22 protein-coding genes and 1 pseudogene are annotated in these 18584 nt (G+C 32.8%); 15 read left to right on the top strand and 8 right to left on the bottom strand.

The window, feature by feature from the left end:
* Positions 1-357 precede the first annotated feature (357 nt).
* From A3SG_RS19890 to A3SG_RS0113225, 4 genes are all read right to left on the bottom strand, one after another.
* Positions 358-654, bottom strand: coding sequence for a type II toxin-antitoxin system RelE/ParE family toxin (locus A3SG_RS19890; RefSeq protein ID WP_016990505.1), 297 nt, complete (start codon positions 652-654; stop codon positions 358-360).
* Positions 654-899, bottom strand: a complete 246-nt coding sequence (locus A3SG_RS0113240) for a hypothetical protein (RefSeq protein ID WP_016990504.1) — start codon at positions 897-899, stop codon at positions 654-656. Before A3SG_RS0113240 ends, A3SG_RS19890 begins: the two co-directional genes overlap by 1 nt.
* A 180-nt stretch (positions 900-1079) precedes the next feature.
* Positions 1080-2765, bottom strand: coding sequence for a tetratricopeptide repeat-containing sensor histidine kinase (locus tag A3SG_RS0113235; RefSeq protein WP_232226376.1), 1686 nt, complete (start codon positions 2763-2765; stop codon positions 1080-1082).
* An 819-nt stretch (positions 2766-3584) separates the two neighbouring features.
* Complete coding sequence (locus A3SG_RS0113225) at positions 3585-3869, bottom strand: hypothetical protein (RefSeq protein ID WP_157485472.1); 285 nt, start codon at positions 3867-3869, stop codon at positions 3585-3587.
* Positions 3870-4174: 305 nt separating this feature from the next.
* Between A3SG_RS0113225 and A3SG_RS0113220 the strand changes: the two genes are divergently transcribed.
* The 3 genes from A3SG_RS0113220 to A3SG_RS0113210 all read left to right on the top strand — a co-directional run bounded on the left by A3SG_RS0113220 (position 4175) and on the right by A3SG_RS0113210 (position 7812).
* Positions 4175-5086: a DUF6268 family outer membrane beta-barrel protein gene (locus tag A3SG_RS0113220; protein WP_016990500.1), complete on the top strand. Its 912-nt coding sequence runs from the start codon at positions 4175-4177 to the stop codon at positions 5084-5086.
* Positions 5087-5792: 706 nt separating this feature from the next.
* Positions 5793-7397, top strand: coding sequence for a sensor histidine kinase (locus A3SG_RS20870; RefSeq protein WP_016990499.1), 1605 nt, complete (start codon positions 5793-5795; stop codon positions 7395-7397).
* A gap of 10 nt (positions 7398-7407) precedes the next feature.
* A complete protein-coding gene (locus tag A3SG_RS0113210; protein WP_029596808.1) occupies positions 7408-7812 on the top strand; it encodes a response regulator in 405 nt (134 codons plus the stop codon).
* Between the two features lie 63 nt (positions 7813-7875).
* On the opposite strand, the gene A3SG_RS0113205 is transcribed toward A3SG_RS0113210, so the two are convergent.
* From A3SG_RS0113205 to A3SG_RS0113190, 4 genes are all read right to left on the bottom strand, one after another.
* Positions 7876-8139, bottom strand: coding sequence for a hypothetical protein (locus tag A3SG_RS0113205; RefSeq protein ID WP_157485468.1), 264 nt, complete (start codon positions 8137-8139; stop codon positions 7876-7878).
* Between the two features lie 100 nt (positions 8140-8239).
* A complete protein-coding gene (locus A3SG_RS0113200; RefSeq protein ID WP_016990496.1) occupies positions 8240-8539 on the bottom strand; it encodes a hypothetical protein in 300 nt (99 codons plus the stop codon).
* Positions 8540-8780: 241 nt separating this feature from the next.
* Entirely contained in the window at positions 8781-10361 is a 1581-nt protein-coding gene (locus tag A3SG_RS0113195) for an NADP-dependent glyceraldehyde-3-phosphate dehydrogenase (RefSeq protein WP_016990495.1), read from the bottom strand.
* Positions 10362-10424: 63 nt separating this feature from the next.
* Complete coding sequence (locus A3SG_RS0113190; RefSeq protein WP_016990494.1) at positions 10425-10736, bottom strand: rhodanese-like domain-containing protein; 312 nt, start codon at positions 10734-10736, stop codon at positions 10425-10427.
* 297 nt (positions 10737-11033) lie between these two features.
* Here A3SG_RS0113190 and A3SG_RS0113185 point away from each other — a divergent pair, with 297 nt between their 5' ends.
* The 12 genes and pseudogenes from A3SG_RS0113185 (at position 11034) to A3SG_RS21890 (ending at position 18477) form a co-directional block, all read left to right on the top strand.
* Positions 11034-11660: a Crp/Fnr family transcriptional regulator gene (locus A3SG_RS0113185; protein WP_016990493.1), complete on the top strand. Its 627-nt coding sequence runs from the start codon at positions 11034-11036 to the stop codon at positions 11658-11660.
* A gap of 72 nt (positions 11661-11732) precedes the next feature.
* Positions 11733-12521: a sulfite exporter TauE/SafE family protein gene (locus tag A3SG_RS0113180; protein ID WP_016990492.1), complete on the top strand. Its 789-nt coding sequence runs from the start codon at positions 11733-11735 to the stop codon at positions 12519-12521.
* A 645-nt stretch (positions 12522-13166) separates the two neighbouring features.
* Positions 13167-14579, top strand: a complete 1413-nt coding sequence (locus A3SG_RS0113175; RefSeq protein WP_016990491.1) for an MBL fold metallo-hydrolase — start codon at positions 13167-13169, stop codon at positions 14577-14579.
* A gap of 109 nt (positions 14580-14688) precedes the next feature.
* A complete protein-coding gene (locus A3SG_RS21305) occupies positions 14689-14940 on the top strand; it encodes a DUF2892 domain-containing protein (RefSeq protein WP_083832460.1) in 252 nt (83 codons plus the stop codon).
* Between the two features lie 256 nt (positions 14941-15196).
* Positions 15197-15704, top strand: a pseudogene (locus tag A3SG_RS22420) (methyltransferase domain-containing protein); the annotation flags it as partial.
* 3 nt (positions 15705-15707) lie between these two features.
* Positions 15708-16034 (top strand): heavy-metal-associated domain-containing protein, encoded by a 327-nt coding sequence (locus A3SG_RS22985; protein ID WP_316945248.1) that lies wholly within the window; start codon positions 15708-15710, stop codon positions 16032-16034.
* Positions 16031-16240 carry a hypothetical protein gene (locus tag A3SG_RS0113160; protein WP_016990488.1) on the top strand — a complete coding sequence of 70 codons (210 nt, stop codon included), beginning with the start codon at positions 16031-16033 and terminating at the stop codon, positions 16238-16240. Before A3SG_RS22985 ends, A3SG_RS0113160 begins: the two co-directional genes overlap by 4 nt.
* Entirely contained in the window at positions 16230-16535 is a 306-nt protein-coding gene (trxA, locus tag A3SG_RS0113155) for a thioredoxin (RefSeq protein WP_016990487.1), read from the top strand. The genes A3SG_RS0113160 and trxA overlap by 11 nt, the downstream gene beginning before the upstream one ends.
* Before the next feature lie 318 nt (positions 16536-16853).
* The gene (locus tag A3SG_RS22410; protein WP_029596807.1) at positions 16854-17045 is read left to right on the top strand and encodes a TetR/AcrR family transcriptional regulator; all 192 of its coding nucleotides are present in this window, start codon (positions 16854-16856) and stop codon (positions 17043-17045) included.
* A gap of 158 nt (positions 17046-17203) precedes the next feature.
* Complete coding sequence (locus tag A3SG_RS22405; protein ID WP_232226375.1) at positions 17204-17374, top strand: hypothetical protein; 171 nt, start codon at positions 17204-17206, stop codon at positions 17372-17374.
* A 143-nt stretch (positions 17375-17517) separates the two neighbouring features.
* Positions 17518-17727 carry a hypothetical protein gene (locus A3SG_RS21895; RefSeq protein ID WP_016990486.1) on the top strand — a complete coding sequence of 70 codons (210 nt, stop codon included), beginning with the start codon at positions 17518-17520 and terminating at the stop codon, positions 17725-17727.
* Positions 17728-17796: 69 nt separating this feature from the next.
* Complete coding sequence (locus tag A3SG_RS21890) at positions 17797-18477, top strand: hypothetical protein (protein WP_016990485.1); 681 nt, start codon at positions 17797-17799, stop codon at positions 18475-18477.
* Positions 18478-18584 lie beyond the last annotated feature (107 nt).

Below are 18584 nucleotides of genomic sequence, written 5' to 3'. Positions count from 1 at the left end.
CAAAGCGGATAGTCATAAAAATGTATGTGAATTAAGGCAATTTAATAGGCAATTCCCTTTTTTATACATAAGTAAAATGCTTTTCCAAGTATTGGAAAATCTTGAACCTTTGTTCTTTCAAAGAATCCTTTGGAATTCAAACCGATCGGCAAACTCTTACGAAGTCGGGAGACTTCACAAAGCGCAGATCCCAATAGTATATGTAAAATAATTGCCACAGATTCACAGATTAAAAAGTTATTTTTTTTTTAAAATCTGTGAATCTGTGGCAAAAAAATATATGTGAAATAAAGCAATTTAATAGGCAAATTTCTTTTTTTTATACATAAGTAAAATGCTAATTTTGAGCGGTAAATTCTATTTCTCAGTTACTCGACTTTTAGGATCTTTTCTACAGTCAAAAATCCGTAAAATCCAAATTATATATTCTTCTACAGTGTAAATCAACTTGTAATATCTGACAATAATTCTCCTAAATTCTAGTTCTATTTCATCTTGTTGGTATTGTTCGGCAAAAACCAACTCTCTTCCTGCCTTTAAAATAGAATCTTTACTATTTTTTGCTCCTTGTGGCGAGACTACTTTGTAGTGGTTGTAAATTATTTTTAATTGCTCTTTCGATTTATTCGTCCAAATTACTTTTGATATATCCATTACCAGTTTTCTGATTCTTTTTCTAAATCTTCTTGAGTAGTAAACTCACCACTTTCTATTTCGGCTATTGCTTCTTTCAATTCCTCTTTATAAGCAATTTTTGTTAGTGGTTTTCCATCGACTGAATAAGCCACAACTTCCTCTTCCCAGTAACTTTCCATTACCGCTTTTACCACTTTCAAAAGACGTTCATCGGCTTGATTGATGTACTGTAACAGATTGTCTCTTAATCCTAAAGCTCCCATAATTGCTCTTTTTTTATATATCCCAAAGACAACTATTTTGTTTTGTATTCCTTTTTAATCTTTTGTTATTTTATTTCATCGAAGTTACTATAAGCGAAACAACGGTTTTAAACGACGATAATTTGAGTTGCATCAAAACTATGACATCTACAATCAAAAAAATCACAAAACTACTTTCTGCTATTTTGAAACTACAATTTTCGCTTTAAAACCTTTATTAATTTGAGAGTCAAAAGTGAGTATTCCGTTGACTGCCTGAATACGGTTTTCTGCATTTTTTAAACCATTTTTTAAAATTAGCTTTTCCGAGAAGCCTACCCCATTGTCTGAATAGTCAATTTTCAGATTTTTTTGATCGCAATCAAACCCAATTACCACAAAACTGGCTTGACTGTATTTTTTCATATTGACCATAAGTTCTTGCAATACCCTTTGTAGCGCTATCTTTTTCTCAGTTTGAACTTTTGACCAATCTATTGGATTTCCGTTTTTAATAATGACTTCGGTGCTGTCTCTTTTATAGCTACTTAGCATTTGTTTTAAATTCTGTTCAAAACTTTCTCCCGTTTCTATACTACTATTCTCTCTAGAGAAATTTCGTGTTCTAATATATATTTTATCAAGATTATCTAACAGCGTTTCCTTTTTTACCGGATTTTGTAAATCTTGAGTTTCGGCAAAAGTCATTGTATAAAAAACATCGTTAGCGAGTTCATCATGGAGTTCTTTAGAAATTCGGGTTTCGGTATTGTAACTCGCTTCTAAGCGTTCTTGGCGGTTTCTATTTCTATAATAATTAATCAAATACCCTATAGTTGCCAGTAAAAGAAGGAATCCAAATACTAAGAGATACTTCTGGCTTTTTTGTGTTTCTAGTTGGAGTAAAGTTTCTGCTCTTTGTCCTTTGTATTTAACATTTTCTAAAGTAGCCATTCTGGAATCATACTTAATTTTAGCAAACTGATTTTTGGCATTATTGCGTACTGTTTTAATACTATCGTTAAGACTTATGAACATAGTAGCATAATCATTTACTCCACTTTCCGGATTGTAAGACATTAAGAATTCTAATGCCTCTAGTCGTTCATCAATACTTTGATGTTTTGTGGCTGCTTTATAAGCCTGTAACGCATTCTCCTTCGATTTTTGATAGTTTCTGTTTTTATAAAAATCGGCCAAATGCAAATAGCTTGTAATACTACCATAGGAATCATTAATTTTAGTTCTGATTGCTAATCCCTGATTCATTAATGCTAATCCCTTTTGTATTTGATTGTCCTTATAATAAGCAAATCCCAGATTGTCAATAATTCTGGCTTTTTTATTCTGTAGTGTATCTAAAACATCCGATTTTAAAATGGGCTTTAAAAGAGCAATAGCCTTTTCATACTTTTTTTGTTCCGTATAAACCGTAGCAATGTTATTGTACGCTGTTGCTTTAGATATGGAATCGTTTGCTGTTTTTAAAATTGTGGTAAAGTAGACAATAGCGTCATCGTAATTCATCAATTCTTCTGCTGCAATGCCAAATAAATTATTTGCGGCCATTTGATATTGCAAATCATTATTTATATAAGGTAAGGCCTCCGTCAAGGTTTCTTCACTACTATAATAATCTCCATAGGTCTGCTGGATATGTGCCATTCCAAGTAGATTATAGGCCATGTAAGGACTGTTCCCCTCAATTTCAAATAATTCGTTAGACTTGTTATAATAATAGAAAGCACTATCGCCTTTATTGTCTCTATTAAATGAATCGCCCTGTTCTGAGTATTTTTGGGCTTGGATGTTACGTTTGCTTTTATTGTTTTTAGCACTAGCAGCAACTGCTTTAGTGTCTTTTTGGCAAGATACAATCGAAAACAAAAGCAATAAAATAAAAATAGAGTTACGCAACATATAAAATTAGTTTCTCCTAAATTAATATTTAATTGTAAACAAAGCCTTATAATTATAGGTTTTTTGGTGGTGTTATGACAGATCTGTTATGCCCGACACGCTATACCTGAACCCCAAACACAGTTAACAAACTGAAAAACATAAAGTTAACCGCCAAATGAACCTCACGTATCGAGATTCTTATGCACCAGAGATAAGTCTATAAAGGCACAGTGTATTGAGAACTTTTTAGAGCTCCTTTTTTATAGTGGAATTAGTACTTAATTTAAATGATAAAATTTATTAATCAAATAACGAACTATTAAGAACAGCAAACACACAACCACTACAAAAGAAACTACGAAGCTAATCAGGTTTACCACAATATTAGGAATAAACTTTAATCTGGGATGGGTAAAGTAAGGCTCACGATGAAGTCTCTCGTGAACATTTTCTTTTGTTATTTTAATTTTTTTCTTGATAATACCTTGTCTTTACAAGCTACGTTAACCAATATTAATGGAAAGGACAATCAAGTTGCTGCAGCTGAATTACTATTTTAAAATACCATTTATAACTATACTAAATTAAGCAATTATTTCAATATAAAGCAATTAGGGAATTAAAATAAAATAACGTTTACATATTCATACTGTCATTTAATCTAATTCTCTATGCGCTCCAGCTATTTGCTTGATTAGAAAACGGAATTTGAGCCATCGCTCTTTCGGCAATGACCGTAATCGACCGCGAAAAATTAACCACAAGATTTGCTGCTATCATAGCTTCAACAATAACAAACTTATTTTAGTAACTGAAAACTTTGTTCTTCTTATTTATCACTCCTTTTGAGCGATCTTTCCCCACTATTGCGCCACATAATACATAAGTAGTCATTGTTATACCCGGGATAGCCTCTAAAATAAAAGGGGTCACTTTTTCCTCAATTATCTTACTGTATTTATCGGTCAACTCTTTCAATGTGGGAATAGCAGCAGTTGCTTTTAGTCCTGAACTGACATTGGAAGACATTCCTCCAGAAAAATTGATCTTAAACTTCAGCGTAATGTGTATTAATTGTACGCATGACAAAATGATACTGCTTTTTCATCAACTGTACTTAAAAATAAATTTTAAAGTAACTTGAAAGCTATCTTAGTAGCTACCGTATCCTATTTATAAAACGTATAACTCCATTTTTTTGATGTAATATAGGCAAACGAAATAATTTCCAGAAGCCAAATCTCCTAGCAGAATTCGGGTCAAAGCTTCATACCTTATCAAACTATTTCTAATACCATAACTACTTAATATGAATCCTGTTACTTAAAACTAAAAAGATATATCCATTTAAAATAAACTTTTTCATATAAATAAAAAAAGGTTACTTTTATGTAATGATAAACAAGTTACTTCTTTTACTTTTTTTTATATCTCCACTAATAAGTCATTCGCAAGAATATGCAGATCTTATTAACATAAGCTATTCTAAAACAGGAGACACTTCTTTTCAAAATAGTAAGGAAAGTACTTCTATTTCCATTTTTGATACTAGAGTACTTTTACCAATTGTTTTAAATGAAAAAACAGCTCTTATCACTGGGTTTGATTTTAATACTAAAAAATTACAATTATTCCCTGATGCTAATTTTAGTAAATTGTATTACACCCGTCTTAAATTAGGTTTCACTACTGAACATTCTAAATATTGGACTGGAATTTATGTCTTACTTCCAATTCTGTCTTCTGATTATAAAAACCTAAGCTCCAATGATATCTATATGGGTGGAATTGCGGTCTGGACTTATAAAAAACGTAAAAACTTCAATTATAAATTTGGAGTATATACTGGAAATGAAGCCTTTGGATTTTACATTACTCCCTTATTAGGCATCTATTACATCAGCCCTGATTCTCGTTTTGAAATTAGTGCTTTACTGCCGGGGCTTTTTGATATAAATTTTGCTGCTTCCAATAAAACGAAACTGGGAATTGACTACAAGGGAAATTCTGAAACATTTAAAATTCACAACGAAAACTCCCTAAAAACTTATTCAGAAAACAATTCTTTGGAGTTTTCATCCTACATCCAAAATAATTCACTTGAAAAAAATCTCCTTTTGCGTTTAAAAATTGGATATTCTACAAACAGTTATGATGTATATGCAATTACTGATAAAATTGATTTATCAATTACTCCTTTTAAATTTGGGAACAACAGAACTAAATTAAATTCTGAATTAGATTATAGTGCTTTTTTGAAAGTCGAAGCGGTATATCGATTCCCTATTTCTTCAAAAGAAAATTGACATTAAATAAATTCTACTCCATAACAAGGGCATTCTATTCCTTTGAAACAAAACGGCTCTACAGTTATTTTTAGCATGAATCTACTACTACTACTACTACTACTACCTGATACAAAAAAATTCTGGAACACTTTGTACTTCGGCTTCCATCATCATTTTTTTTTACAGGGTTGATTCTCACCTATGCCCTATCCAAATTTGAAATTACAGTAAAAAGGTTATTAATTCAGGGCATCTACATTACGAACTTTTATTCTATTGATAGGAATTTTTTTATAGCTCTACCTACATCATCACGCATTTAAAAACATAGATCAAAACTTTCACCAAAATGATCTCACTCGACTTTGTGTTTCAAAGTAAAATTGATGTCTTAGATTCATTTTATTAAACAAGCTACATTCTAATTTAAAAAAAATAAAAAACATACACAATAAGCACTATTATAAATTTTGAAAGTGTACTTTCTATTAATTTTAAGTACTCTTTACATTAACAATTGGGTAGATAAATATGCGATTATACGAACAAATTTTTAGTGCTTTTTTTGATATAATAAGTGGCTTTTAATTTATACCTGACTTTGATCACGCTAAACAACTCCTAAAATTTAGTGTCTTGGCAATTAAAATTCATCCAAGTGAATATTTTAAAGTATATTTGCGTTTTAACAAGTGTTTTCTTTTATTGTAAATTAGATAAACAAATGGATTTACAAATGGATTTACAAAATAAAAAAAGATTAGAAATTCTCAGTAAAGCAATTGGGGCAATTGGAGTACTTATGTTTATTGGCTTTATGTTCAAATTAAACTATTATTCATTTTTACCTTACCCATGGTCCATACCAATTCAATTAAACTCTTCGATAAATTTAATACTATCTTGTTTTTCATTGCATTTTTTAATAAACCAAAAAAACAGGAGGTTTATTAAATATTGCTCAATCCTACTAATTATAAACGGTCTTCTCAATTTATTCTATCTGATGCATCTCGACTCAGATATTCTCAATTCAATATACCTTAATCCGATTTTCGATAATCTAATAATTGAAAGGTATACGAATATAAAACCCTGCCTAGCAAGTGTGTTCTGCTATATAGTAATCGGTTTATCATTTTTGGGCATCTTATCAAAAACTAAATTTTTTAATCAAACAGCACAAGCTGCTTTGCACTTAGTTACACTAATTGCATTTCTTACAATCTTAAGTTTATCAGATAACATCCCAAGTTTAGAAGACCTCTATTTCTTTAGTAACTTTTCGATTTATGATGGTTTTATTCTTGCACTACTCTCTATAATGATTGCAGCGGTTCAACCTCATTTGGGTTTTGTTGCAATATTTATTGGTTCTAAAATAGGACATAAAATTAGTCGGTCTTTATTTCCTGTAATATTATTCTCGGTCTTAGCATTAGGTTATTTTAGAATAGAAATTTCTAAAACGGATGAAATAAACGAAGCTTCTGCAAATGTATTATTACAAGCTTCCTTTATTTTAATTACCCTATTTATAGCCTACTTTACTAAAGAGAGTCTAAATAAAATTGACGATGAAAGAAAAGAGGCTGAAAGTAAAGTTGTTTTAATGAACAATAGCCTTGAAAAAAGAATTTTAACGCGTACAAAAAACTTAGTGAAACAAAACAAGCAGTTAGAGGAGTTTGCCTACGTGGTCTCTCACAACTTTAGAGCTCCCGTTAGTAATTTACAATCTCTTATAACTATTTACAAAGAGGAAGAAGACGCCACAACTAAAGATCTATTATTAGAAAAATTTGAAATAACAGTTACTAATTTAACGACTACATTAAATGATTTGTTAACTGGTATCTCTGTTAAAAATGATTCAAAAAAAGAAAAACAAAACTTAGTATTCAAGACCTATTTTTTAAATGCAGTCGCATCTTTTCAGGGTGAAATTATTAGATCTGAGGGCCTAATTACTAGTGATTTTTCAAAGGCACCAAGCATAGAATATTCAGCGATGTATTTAGAAAGTATAATTCAAAATCTTCTGAGCAATGCTTTAAAATATAGTTCACCTGTAAGAAGTCCCAAAATTCATTTTCAAACGCATATCATTAATGATGAGATTGTACTTACAGTCAGTGACAATGGATTAGGAATTGACTTAAAGGAACATGGAAAGGATATCTTTGGGTTTAACAAAGTGTTCCATAAGCATCCTGATGCAAAAGGGGTAGGGCTGTTTCTCACTAAAGCTCAAGTTGAAGGAATGGGTGGGACGATAGCAGTAGAAAGTACTGTTGATGTTGGAACAAAATTTAAAATTATATTTTAAAAATTATAGTATGGATAACAAATTAATAATAGCAATTATAGATGATGATTCTATTTTTCAGTTTATCGCTAAAAAATTTATTAAATCATTTGAATCTGTTAATCAAACACTTATTTTTTCTGATGGAAAAGATGCGATAGATTTTTTATATTCTAACGTCGATAATCAAGATAAATTTCCGGATATTATATTTCTTGATATTAATATGCCGGTGATGAATGGTTGGCAATTTTTAAAAAAATATGTTGAACTAAAGTCTAAAATTGAAAAAAAAATAATAATCTATGTAGTTACGTCGTCAAATAACCCAGATGATTTTATTCAAGCAAAGAGTATACAGGAAGTGTCAGATTATTTAGTCAAACCTATCAGTCGTGAAAAGTACACAAGCATTTTAAGTTCCTTCCGTAAATAAAACATCCATCCCTGTTTTTTGATTCAAAGTTAGATAACAACTTAATAAAAGACATAGAAAACTTTAATCTATTAACTTATAATAAAACATTTCTGTAGCGCCTTCCACTCCAGCTTCCATCATCAATTTTTTCTGTTCTTCTGAATTGACAATTGCTTTAGTTTTATCAATATCAGAAATTGTGAATACTAAAGCCTCCACGTTTGGATCATCAATGTTTCTCGCCATCGCATTGTCTATTAGTCCTGTTTCCGTTCTTTTAGCTAGTTCTTCTGCATCGTATACTTTGAGCCAAGCATCAAAATATTTCACACGATGGGCAATCATCAGCCTGTGTTTCAGATTTATTATTGAATCATCATTACCTACCACATTGTAAAAAGAGAATTCGGGAGAATTTATTACACCAGCCTTCCTCCTGGCTTATTTAAGACTGAACAGCATCTAAATTCTTTTGCTTTTGCACATCCTCTATTTTATCAATTACAATGATGCTGTTGGTATTATCCATCCCACTTATAACAAAGTGTGTGGTACCATAAGCCAATCTAACAGAGTCGTACGCATCGTATTCTATCCTCCATTTGTTGTAGTCGGCAACACTATGCTTGATCGTACTAATCTTGTAAGGCATAACCACACTAATAGTAGTATCAGCCTCTTCTATTGCAATCATTCCTTGCACTTTTTCAGTTTTATTGTTTTTACATGAGAAAATTGCATCCATAAAAAACACTATTAAAATGGGTGTTTAAAAATTTTTCGTGTATTTTATACTATTGTTTTCTAAGTTATTTACACTAATTAAATATAAATTCTGAAAATCAACGTGTTATAATTTATTTTATTCAAAAAAAATAACACTGTTTTGTTTTATATTTCGTTATCTATCAGCGAGAGTACCTATTCCCATAAAAAAACCGTCTCGTTGCAATCAACCAGACGGTTTTTAATTTAATCACGGTTACTTACAAAATATAGTCGGTCGAAATGAAATTAGACCTATCACTGTTCAATAAAGCTTGTAAGATTTCATTGTTATATTCATTATCTTTTGATGCAACAAACGTTCTAATGGAGAACGAACGCAAGGCATCATGAATACTTAATGTTCCGACTGCCGAATCTTTTCGTCCGGTAAATGGATAAATATCCGGTCCTCTCTGGCAAGAACTATTTAGATTGACGCGACATACCAGATTCACTAAAGTATCAATAAGTGGGGCAATAGTATTGATGTCTCTTCCAAACAAACTGACTTGTTGGCCATAGTTTGACTCTGCCATGTCATTTAAAGGCTCTTGAATATCTTTAAAAGTCAAGATAGGCACTACAGGTCCAAATTGCTCCTCGTCATAAACTCTCATTTCTTTATTAATTGGATATAGAACGGCGGGGAAAATATAATTAGGACTGTGCTCTCCCCCCTTTTCGTTAATCACTTTAGCACCTTTACTAATTGCATCATCAATTAACTCTTGAATATAGGCCGGTTTTTCCTTCTCCGGTAATGGTGTAAGTAAAACTCCTTTTTCCCATGGGTTACCAAAAGCTAACGCATCCACTTTGGCAGCAAATCGTTTGTTAAACTCTTCAGCTATAGATTCGTGTACATATAAAATTTTCAAAGCAGTACAACGCTGTCCATTGAAAGATAAGGTTCCTGATATGCATTCTTGTATTGCCAAATCCAAATCAGCATCCGGTAGTATAATTGCAGGATTTTTGGCTTCTAATCCCAGAATTAAACGTAGTCTGTTTTTGTTAGGATGTTGGTCTTGTAACGCAATAGCTGATGTACTGTTTCCGATCAAAGCTAAAACCGCTACTTTTCCTGATTTCATAATAGGTGCGGCCACATCTCTACCTCGACCGTAAACAATATTGATAACACCAGCCGGAAAACTATTCTTAAAAGCTTCCAATAAAGGTGAAATTAATAAAACTCCATGTTTTGCGGGTTTGAACACAACCGTATTTCCCATAATTAATGCGGGAATAAGTAAAGCAAAAGTCTCATTTAATGGGTAGTTATAAGGTCCTAGACACAATACCACTCCTAACGGACCTCTACGAACCATCGCATTGACTCCTTGACTTTTTATAAATTTAGCGTTATCACGATCTAATTTTTTATAATCTTCAATCGTATCATAGATGTATTCAACGGTTCTATCAAATTCTTTCTGAGAATCCGGTAAAGATTTCCCTATCTCCCACATAAGGTATTTGACCACCTCATCTCGAGTTGTTTCCATTTGTTTAACGAAACTACTCATACATTTAATACGTTCTTTAACTCTCATCGTGGGCCAAAGACCCTGGCCTTTATTATAAGCTACTTCAGCAGCTTCAACCGCTTCTAAGCCTTCTTTTTCACCCATAAATGGTATAGACCCCAATATTGTTGGTTCATATTCTTCTTTTGATGAAATTGTGGAGAACACTGCCGATGTTTGACCCTCCCATTTTTTCAACTCCCCATTCAATAAATAAGTGTCCTGATTTAATAATGTTTTAATCTGAAATTCTTCCGGTATTGCGTTCATATTGGTTGTTTTTGATATTATAATTAATAAAGTATAGCAATAAATGGTAATCGCTTTTAGGCATTACGGTGATACGGTTTCTCCGTCCCAGGCTAAAATCCCTCCCGTTAAATTAAAGGCATTTTCAATTCCTAATTCGTTCATTACTTCACAGGCCTTGGCGCTTCTAGCTCCTGAGCGACAGTAGACATAATAATTTTTACTCTTATCTAAAGCCTCAATTTCAGAAACAAAAATGGCACCCTTGTGAATATCAATATTTATGGCGTTGGAAATTATTCCCTCATTGTATTCATCCTCTGTACGTACGTCCAGAATCACTGCATTGGCATCTCCTTCAAGGTGAGAAACCCAATCTTCTTGTGTTAAATTCATAATGCTGTTTTTTGTAAATTTACGATGTTTTTTGATAGCAATAAACTTACGATTTTAGAATTAAATAAAAAAACAATGAAAACGTTTTCGCTACTATTTAATAATCAGTTAATTGTACAATCTGCCATTAATCATTAGAAAAAGTCTACTAAATCGATAGGAAAATTGTCAATTATTCATACTAGATCAGATTAAAAATAATAAGAACAACTACTACATCTGTTCCCCCAAACTTATTCAATAATTAACGTACTTTTACATTAATGCAAAAAAAGTTAATCTAAACTAACACTCAAAATGCAAAATTCTTTAAAAAAAACGTTCCCTACTTTTTCTAGCGAGTTGATTCAGGATATTGAGAAAAATGCATCAATTCAATCCTATAGAGCTGGAGATGTCATCATGCGAACCGGTCAGTACATCAATAATACGATGCTGGTTACTAAAGGTCAGCTCAAGGTTTTTAGAGAAGGTGAAAATGGTGGGGAATTTCTAATGTATTATTTGCAACCAGGACAAGCTTGCGCCGTTTCTATGATCTGTGCCACAAAAAGTCAGACCAGTCAGATAATGGCTAAGGCAGTTGATGACGTAGATTTGATTATAGTTCCGCTTTCCTTGATGGAAAAATGGATGACACAGCACCACAGTTGGTATGAATTTGTAATTTTTACATATCGAATCCGATTTGAGGAATTACTCGAGGTGGTAGACAATATTGCATTTAGAGCAATGGACGAGCGTTTAGAGTTTTATTTAAAACGTCATGCGGATGCATCCGGTAGTAAAGATTTAAAATTATCACACCAAGAAATTGCGACCGAATTAAATACTTCCAGAGAAGTTATTTCACGATTATTAAAAAAAATGGAACAGCGCGAATTAGTGAAATTACATCGCAATCACATTGAACTTTTAACCTAAAAAAGAACCTATGTGACAATTGTTACTGTTTGTGAAATAAATACAAACAACCTTTGCAAGAAAAAATAATAGATGGAATATATTGGTTATTTAGCTTCAATTATTATCGGTCTTTCTTTGGGTCTAATAGGTGGTGGTGGATCAATACTGGCTGTACCAATTTTGGTCTATCTCTTTAAGATCAACCCCGAACAAGCGACCAGTTACTCCCTATTCATCGTAGGATTCACGGCTATGATTGGTTCATTTAGCCACTATAAATTGGGTAACTTAAAAATTAAATCGGCACTAGTTTTTGCAGTTCCCTCTATTTTATCCTTACTTTTTATACGAAAAATTATTCTGCCGCTACTTCCGGACATCCTCTTTTCAATTGATGATTTTTACATCACTAAGAATATATTGATCATGATTGTGTTTGCTTTTCTAATGATTGCAACCTCCGTTTCCATGATTCGAAAATCAAAAAAAATCACAGAAACAAAAGAAATTAACTTTTTGATACTTGCTTTAATTGGATTATTTGTGGGGTTGATAATAGGGTTTTTAGGTGCTGGCGGCGGATTTCTAATTATTCCTGCTTTATTATTTTTTGCTAATTTGCCCATGAAGCAAGCCGTAGGAACTTCATTATTCATCATATTTATCAACTCATTAATTGGGTTTGGAGGCGATTTACTGGGAGGCATCGAACTCAACTTCCATTTGTTGTTTATCATTTCGACAATGGCTCTCACTGGAATGCTTATAGGAACTCAAGTTTCCAAAAAAATTGATGGAGCAAAATTAAAACCTGCCTTTGGCTGGTTTGTATTAGTAATGGGGCTCTACATTATTGTCATAGAACTTTTCTTTACATAAAAGAGGGTGCTAAATAAGCCACTCAATATATTGATTAATGTTTTGTAATTACAAGAGCACTACCATTCACTTTTATTTCTTTAGGATGTTAGGCTTGGTGCATTATCGCATTACAAACAAATACAAAACTGGAGCAGTACTACAAAAAATGCTGCTGTCTTGTTTCTTAGTCTCTTATTTTTCATAAATCATAAAAAAAACTGGAATATGACTTTTATAGTGTTTGCGCAATGTCTACTGCGAACACAAAATTAATAATCAGAAAATTTAACTATCACATGAAGTTACTGTTTCTATTCGATAAAATAGTGCTAAATAATTTAAATACTTAAATCTATGATATTACAATGATTGCATTGGAATAAAATAGCGCAAATGATTATAATATTTGTCCAAAAAAAATCCTTTCTAATAGACTCAAGAGCACTTTTTTATGGTAACGATAAAAACCGACCGGAATGAAAAGATGACAAGTCATCTATTTATTCTATTTATACCCAGATAATTATCAAAGCTCCTAGTACCTGTCATTAATAATCTTGTTATGAGTGATTTACATAAATAAAAAGCTGTTATGTAACATTAGTCACTGTGAAATAGGAATACAATAATTACCTTTGTATAAGAATCTTAAAAAATAAAACCATGCAAATAGAACAAATATATACAGGATGTTTAGCACAAGGTGCTTACTATATAACTTCAAATGGAGAAGCGGCTATTATAGACCCGCTTCGCGAAGTGCAGCCATATCTGGATAGATTAGAACGCGATAATGTAAAACTTAAATATATTTTTGAAACCCATTTTCATGCTGATTTTGTTTCAGGACACCTTGATTTAAGTAAGGCGACTGAAGCACCAATTGTATATGGTAAAAATGCAAATCCCGAATTTGAAGCAGTTATTGCAACTGAAGATCAAGAATTTTCTCTTGGAGACATCAAAATAAAAGCATTGCACACTCCTGGACACACCATGGAAAGCACCACTTACTTATTAATTGATAAAGATGGGAAAGAAACTGCTATTTTCTCGGGAGACACTTTGTTTATTGGTGATGTGGGAAGACCAGACTTAGCTCAAAAAGCAGCTTCCATGACTCAGGATGAGTTGGCTGCAACACTATTCCACTCCTTAAGAGACAAAATCATGACCTTGCCGGATGATGTCATTGTTTATCCCGCTCACGGTGCGGGTAGTGCTTGTGGTAAAAACATGAGTAAAGAAACAGTTTCAACTATTGGTAACCAAAAAGAAACCAATTATGCTCTAAGAGCAGATATGACCGAGGAAGAGTTCATCAAAGAAGTAACGGATGGCTTATTGCCTCCCCCAGCTTATTTCGGTATGAACGTGGCCATGAACAAAAAAGGATATGAAAGCTTCGAGACTGTTTTAAACAATGGAATGAAAGCAATAAACGCAACTGACCTTGAAGCTGCTGTCGAAGAAACCGGAGCTTTAATATTAGACACGCGCAAAAATGGCGAATTTGCTAAAGGGTTTATTCCTCAATCTATAAATATAGGAATTGAAGGTGATTTTGCTCCCTGGGTAGGCGCTTTAGTTGGTGACGTAAAACAACCTCTTATTCTCGTAACAGAAATTGGTTGGGAAGAAGAGTCGGTAACCCGTTTAAGTCGTGTGGGATTTGACAATGTAATTGGTCATTTAGACGGCGGTTTTGACGTTTGGAAAAAAGCGGGAAAAGAAATCGATTCGATCAACAGAATCACGGCAGAGGAGTTTTCTAAAGAAGTAAAAATTGGCGAAAGTAAAGTTATCGACATCCGTAAAGACAGCGAGTATAGCGCAGAACATGTTGAAGAAGCCTTTAGTAAACCATTAGCCAGTATCAATAATTGGATTAAAGATATCGATCCTAAAGAACCGTTTTTTCTACATTGTGCAGGTGGATACCGCAGTATGATTGCTGCTTCGATACTTCAGGCTCGTGGTTTCAGAAATTTCAAAGAAATTGAAGGTGGATTTAACGCGATCGCAACAACGGAATTGCCTAAAACTGATTTTGTATGTCAAACTAAGATTTTATAAGATAGTAATAGAACAAAATCACCTGTTAAAGAATATGATTATTAGTTAGTTATTCTGTAAATTTAAAATACTAAATTAATTTAAGAGTTTTAATTTTAAATAAAATAGGATGAAAATAAATTTAAGAAGGATTGACATAGTTATTAGAGGAACTGTCGCAGCTATTATTGCATTACTGTATTTAGCTAATATCATAAGCGGTACTACAACACTAATTTTAGGTAGTATCGTTCTTGTATTATTTATTACAAGCGTCATCAGCTTTTGCCCGATGTATTCAATATTTGGTCTTAATAGCAGTCGCAAAAAAAAAGTGGAACGAAACTTTAGCTTATCAAAGAAACAGTCAACAAAGACTTAATAGTAAAAGAAAGTCTCGCATTACAGAGCACTATTTTAGCAAATCAAACTACAGTTTTAGCTTTTATTCCTGCTGTAATGTGTTTTTTTGTTGCTGGTTTAAGTACTGTAAGCCGATTGAAAATAGCATAGAAATAGAAGTTTTTTTTATCTGATTGCATTGATTGTTCTAATTTTAGGAATTGTAAATTTCTTTAAACAGCGAAAGAGGAGTACTGAAAATAAAAAACACATTAGAGATTATAAAGTATAGTATTATGAATGATGAATCATGTTGTCTTGTATCCTGTGACAAACCATTAGATCAAGACTATTGGGACGCACAGTACAAAGCAAAAACTACTGGATGGGATTTAGGCCTAGTATCTCCCCCAATTAAAAATTATATAGATACCTTAAAAGATAAAGATATCGCTATTTTAATTCCAGGTTGCGGGAATACATATGAGGCCGCTTATCTTCTGGAACAAGGATTTACTAACGTTACTGTAATCGATATTGCCCCAACGTTAGTAAAAATTATTGAGCAAAAATTCATTGACAATACCTGCATACAAGTCTTACTGGGTGATTTTTTTAGTCATAAAGGGGAATATGATTTAATTATTGAACAAACTTTTTTCTTGCGCTTTACCGCCGGTAATGCGTCAAAAATATATCTGGAAAATGCAGGAGCTTTTAGCAAAAGACGGAACGCTTTCTGGTTTGTTATTCAATAGAACATTTGAGGTAAGTCCCCCTTTTGGCGGAAGCCAAGAAGAATACGAAATGCTTTTTAAAAATGCATTTGACTTTATTAAATTAGAAAAAAGTGATAATTCTATTGCGCCGAGAAGTAATTCAGAATTGTTTTTCGAATTCAAAAAAAACGGAGCTGTTAAAGTGAATCTTTATGAATTTGAAGGAATTACTTGTAGTGGCTGCATGAATACCGTTACTGAAAAATTTGCTGCAGTTAAGGACGTACTTAATGTAAGCATGAACGGCAATTTTACGGAAGTTTTAATTGTTAGCACTATAGAAATTCCATTAGAAGAACTACAAAAAATAGTTTCTTATGATGATCGTTATAAAATAAAAAAAATAACACAATGAAACAATTACTATTAACAAACTGGCATTCCATGCGCTGGATTCGGCTCATAATTGGACTCTTTTTAATACAGCAGGCGATACAATACCAACAGCCAATATTTGGTTTTATGGCTGCTTTTTTTCTATTCCAAGCGCTATTTAATAGCGGATGTGCGCTAAATGGATGCGAAGTACCAACCTTTAAAAAAAATAAAAATGAACAATAGTTTCGATAATCTCATAAAATCAGAGAAACCAGTACTGATCGATTTTTTTGCTACCTGGTGTGGACCTTGCAAAGTGCTTGGACCCATTTTAAAAGAGGTGAAAGACAATCTGGGAGATGGAATTTCCATTATAAAAATTGATGTCGATAAAAACCAACAAATAGCATCCCAGTATCAGGTGCGCGGTGTTCCCACGATGATTCTTTTTCAAGAAGGAAAACAATTGTGGCGAGAATCGGGTGTCTTAGACAAAAATGCCATCATTAAAGTCATCTTAGATAAAAGTCATAAATAACAAAAAGAGCAGTAATTATTACTGGCACAGGAATAATAGTTGGTGCGATAGCCGAATACTCCTACTACCACTATATAGGCTGTACCTCAGGAACCTGTAGCATCACACCCAAACCGCTTAATTCTACTTTATAGGGGAGCCTGATGGGCGGTTTAGCTTTCAACAGGTTTGTAAAAAAGTAACTCCGGTTGCTTTTTATTTCTACCTTTATTAACCAAATGGTTAAACCAAAAAGTTAATACGCAACGACTACGGAAGAAAAAATATTTAATGCGGCCTGAGCTGTGTTCATAAAAAAAGGAATTCGCAGGAGCACGTGTGCAAGAAATTGCAGATGAAGCGGGCATAAACAAGGCCATGTTGCATTATTGTTTTAAAAATAAACAACTTCTTTTTGAAGCAGTATTCATGAATGCTTTCAGTCAACCAGCACCGCAGATCAATGCCATTTTTAATTCAAGTGATACTGTTTTTGAAAAAATAACAAAGTTCACTCATAATTATATTTAATTCGTAATTGACAATCCATATCAGCCGCCCTTTGTGATTCAGGAAATGAACAACAATCCTGAATTTGTCATGAAGTTTTAAACTATGAAATCAGACCTGATCCTAGTGTACTAATCGGTCAAATTGAAAAGGAAATAGAAGCTGGGATAATAAAGCTTTTGAATTCAAGACAACTTTTAATGGATATCTTCTCGCTAACTGTTTTCCCCTTTGCAGCGCAAATTTTAGTAAAAGGACTGGTACAAATTTCTGATTGGGAAGTTAACGAAATGATGGAAGAGCGAAAAACTAGTATTGCTGAACAAATTATTAACTCGATAAAACAATGAGACAAATAAACGTCCTCTTTCTTATTCTTTTGCCATTATTATCTACTGGTCAGTAAACACTGTATCTGGAAGATTGCTATGCTTTCTCCAATAAAAATTATACTATTGTCAGGCAAGCTGATTTACTGCAGTAAAAATCAGTCTTGGAAATTGAAGCGCTTACTAAAGCAAAACTCCCTAAAATTGATTTAAATCTACAAGCCACCTATCAATCAGATCTAACATCTTTGCTAATTAGTTTACCAAATATTACCGTAAATCGGCCCAACAAAGAGCAATACCGTGCTACCCTAGATGTTAACCAACTAATCTATAACGGGGGACTCACCGATGCTAACGCTAAAATCGAATAAGCGCAAACCAAAACACTGCAACAACAAACCGAAGTCGACCTATACCAACTCAAGTCCAGAATTAATCAATTGTATTTCTCAATCTTCCTGCTAAATGAGCGAAATACTATTTTACTGGCGAAACAACAACAATTAGATTCTAAAATTAAAGAAGTAAAATCTGGAATAAAATTTGGCGCCATCCTTCCCACATCAGAGAAAGTGCTACAGGCAGAAAAACTCAAAATAAAACAACAGCTCACAGAAATTAAATTCGATCGAAAAAGAGCCTTAGAAAGTCTTTCTTCATTGATTACGTCGACCATAAATAAAAATGTAACTTTAGTAAAACCGGTGATTGAATGGGAGATAAACACTGAAAACAAGCATCCTGACCTGCAATTATTTGATTTACAGAGCAAACAAATCGAAATCTCAAAAAAATCGATTTCAAAAAACAATTTACTAAAGGTAAATGCTTTTGCGCAGGCGGGTTACGGAAATCCAGGACTGAATATGCTTGACAATTCTTTCCAAACTTTTTACCTGCTCGGAGTAAAAGCGCACTGGAATGTATTTGACTGGAATAAATCCAAAAAAGAAGAGGACGCTCTACTAATCTCTGAAGCCATCATAACTACCGAAAAAGAAACCTTTTTACTAGATATCGACCTTCAATTGCTCGAAATGGAAAATGAAGTGAATAAAATACAGGAAGTTATCGGTACTGATGTAGAAATTATTGTAGTAAGAGAATACGTCATAAAATAATCTGAAGCGCAACTACGAAATGGCGTAATCACTTCCTCTGACTATTTGGTTGAATTAACAAATTTATACGAGGCAAAAACGAATGAAAAATTATATAAAATTCAATT

The sequence above is a fragment of the Flavobacterium sp. ACAM 123 genome, assembly GCF_000264055.1.
In the GTDB taxonomy this organism is placed as follows: domain Bacteria; phylum Bacteroidota; class Bacteroidia; order Flavobacteriales; family Flavobacteriaceae; genus Flavobacterium.
Note: the sequence above shows the minus strand (reverse complement) of the source record. Positions and strands in the feature narration are given on the sequence as shown.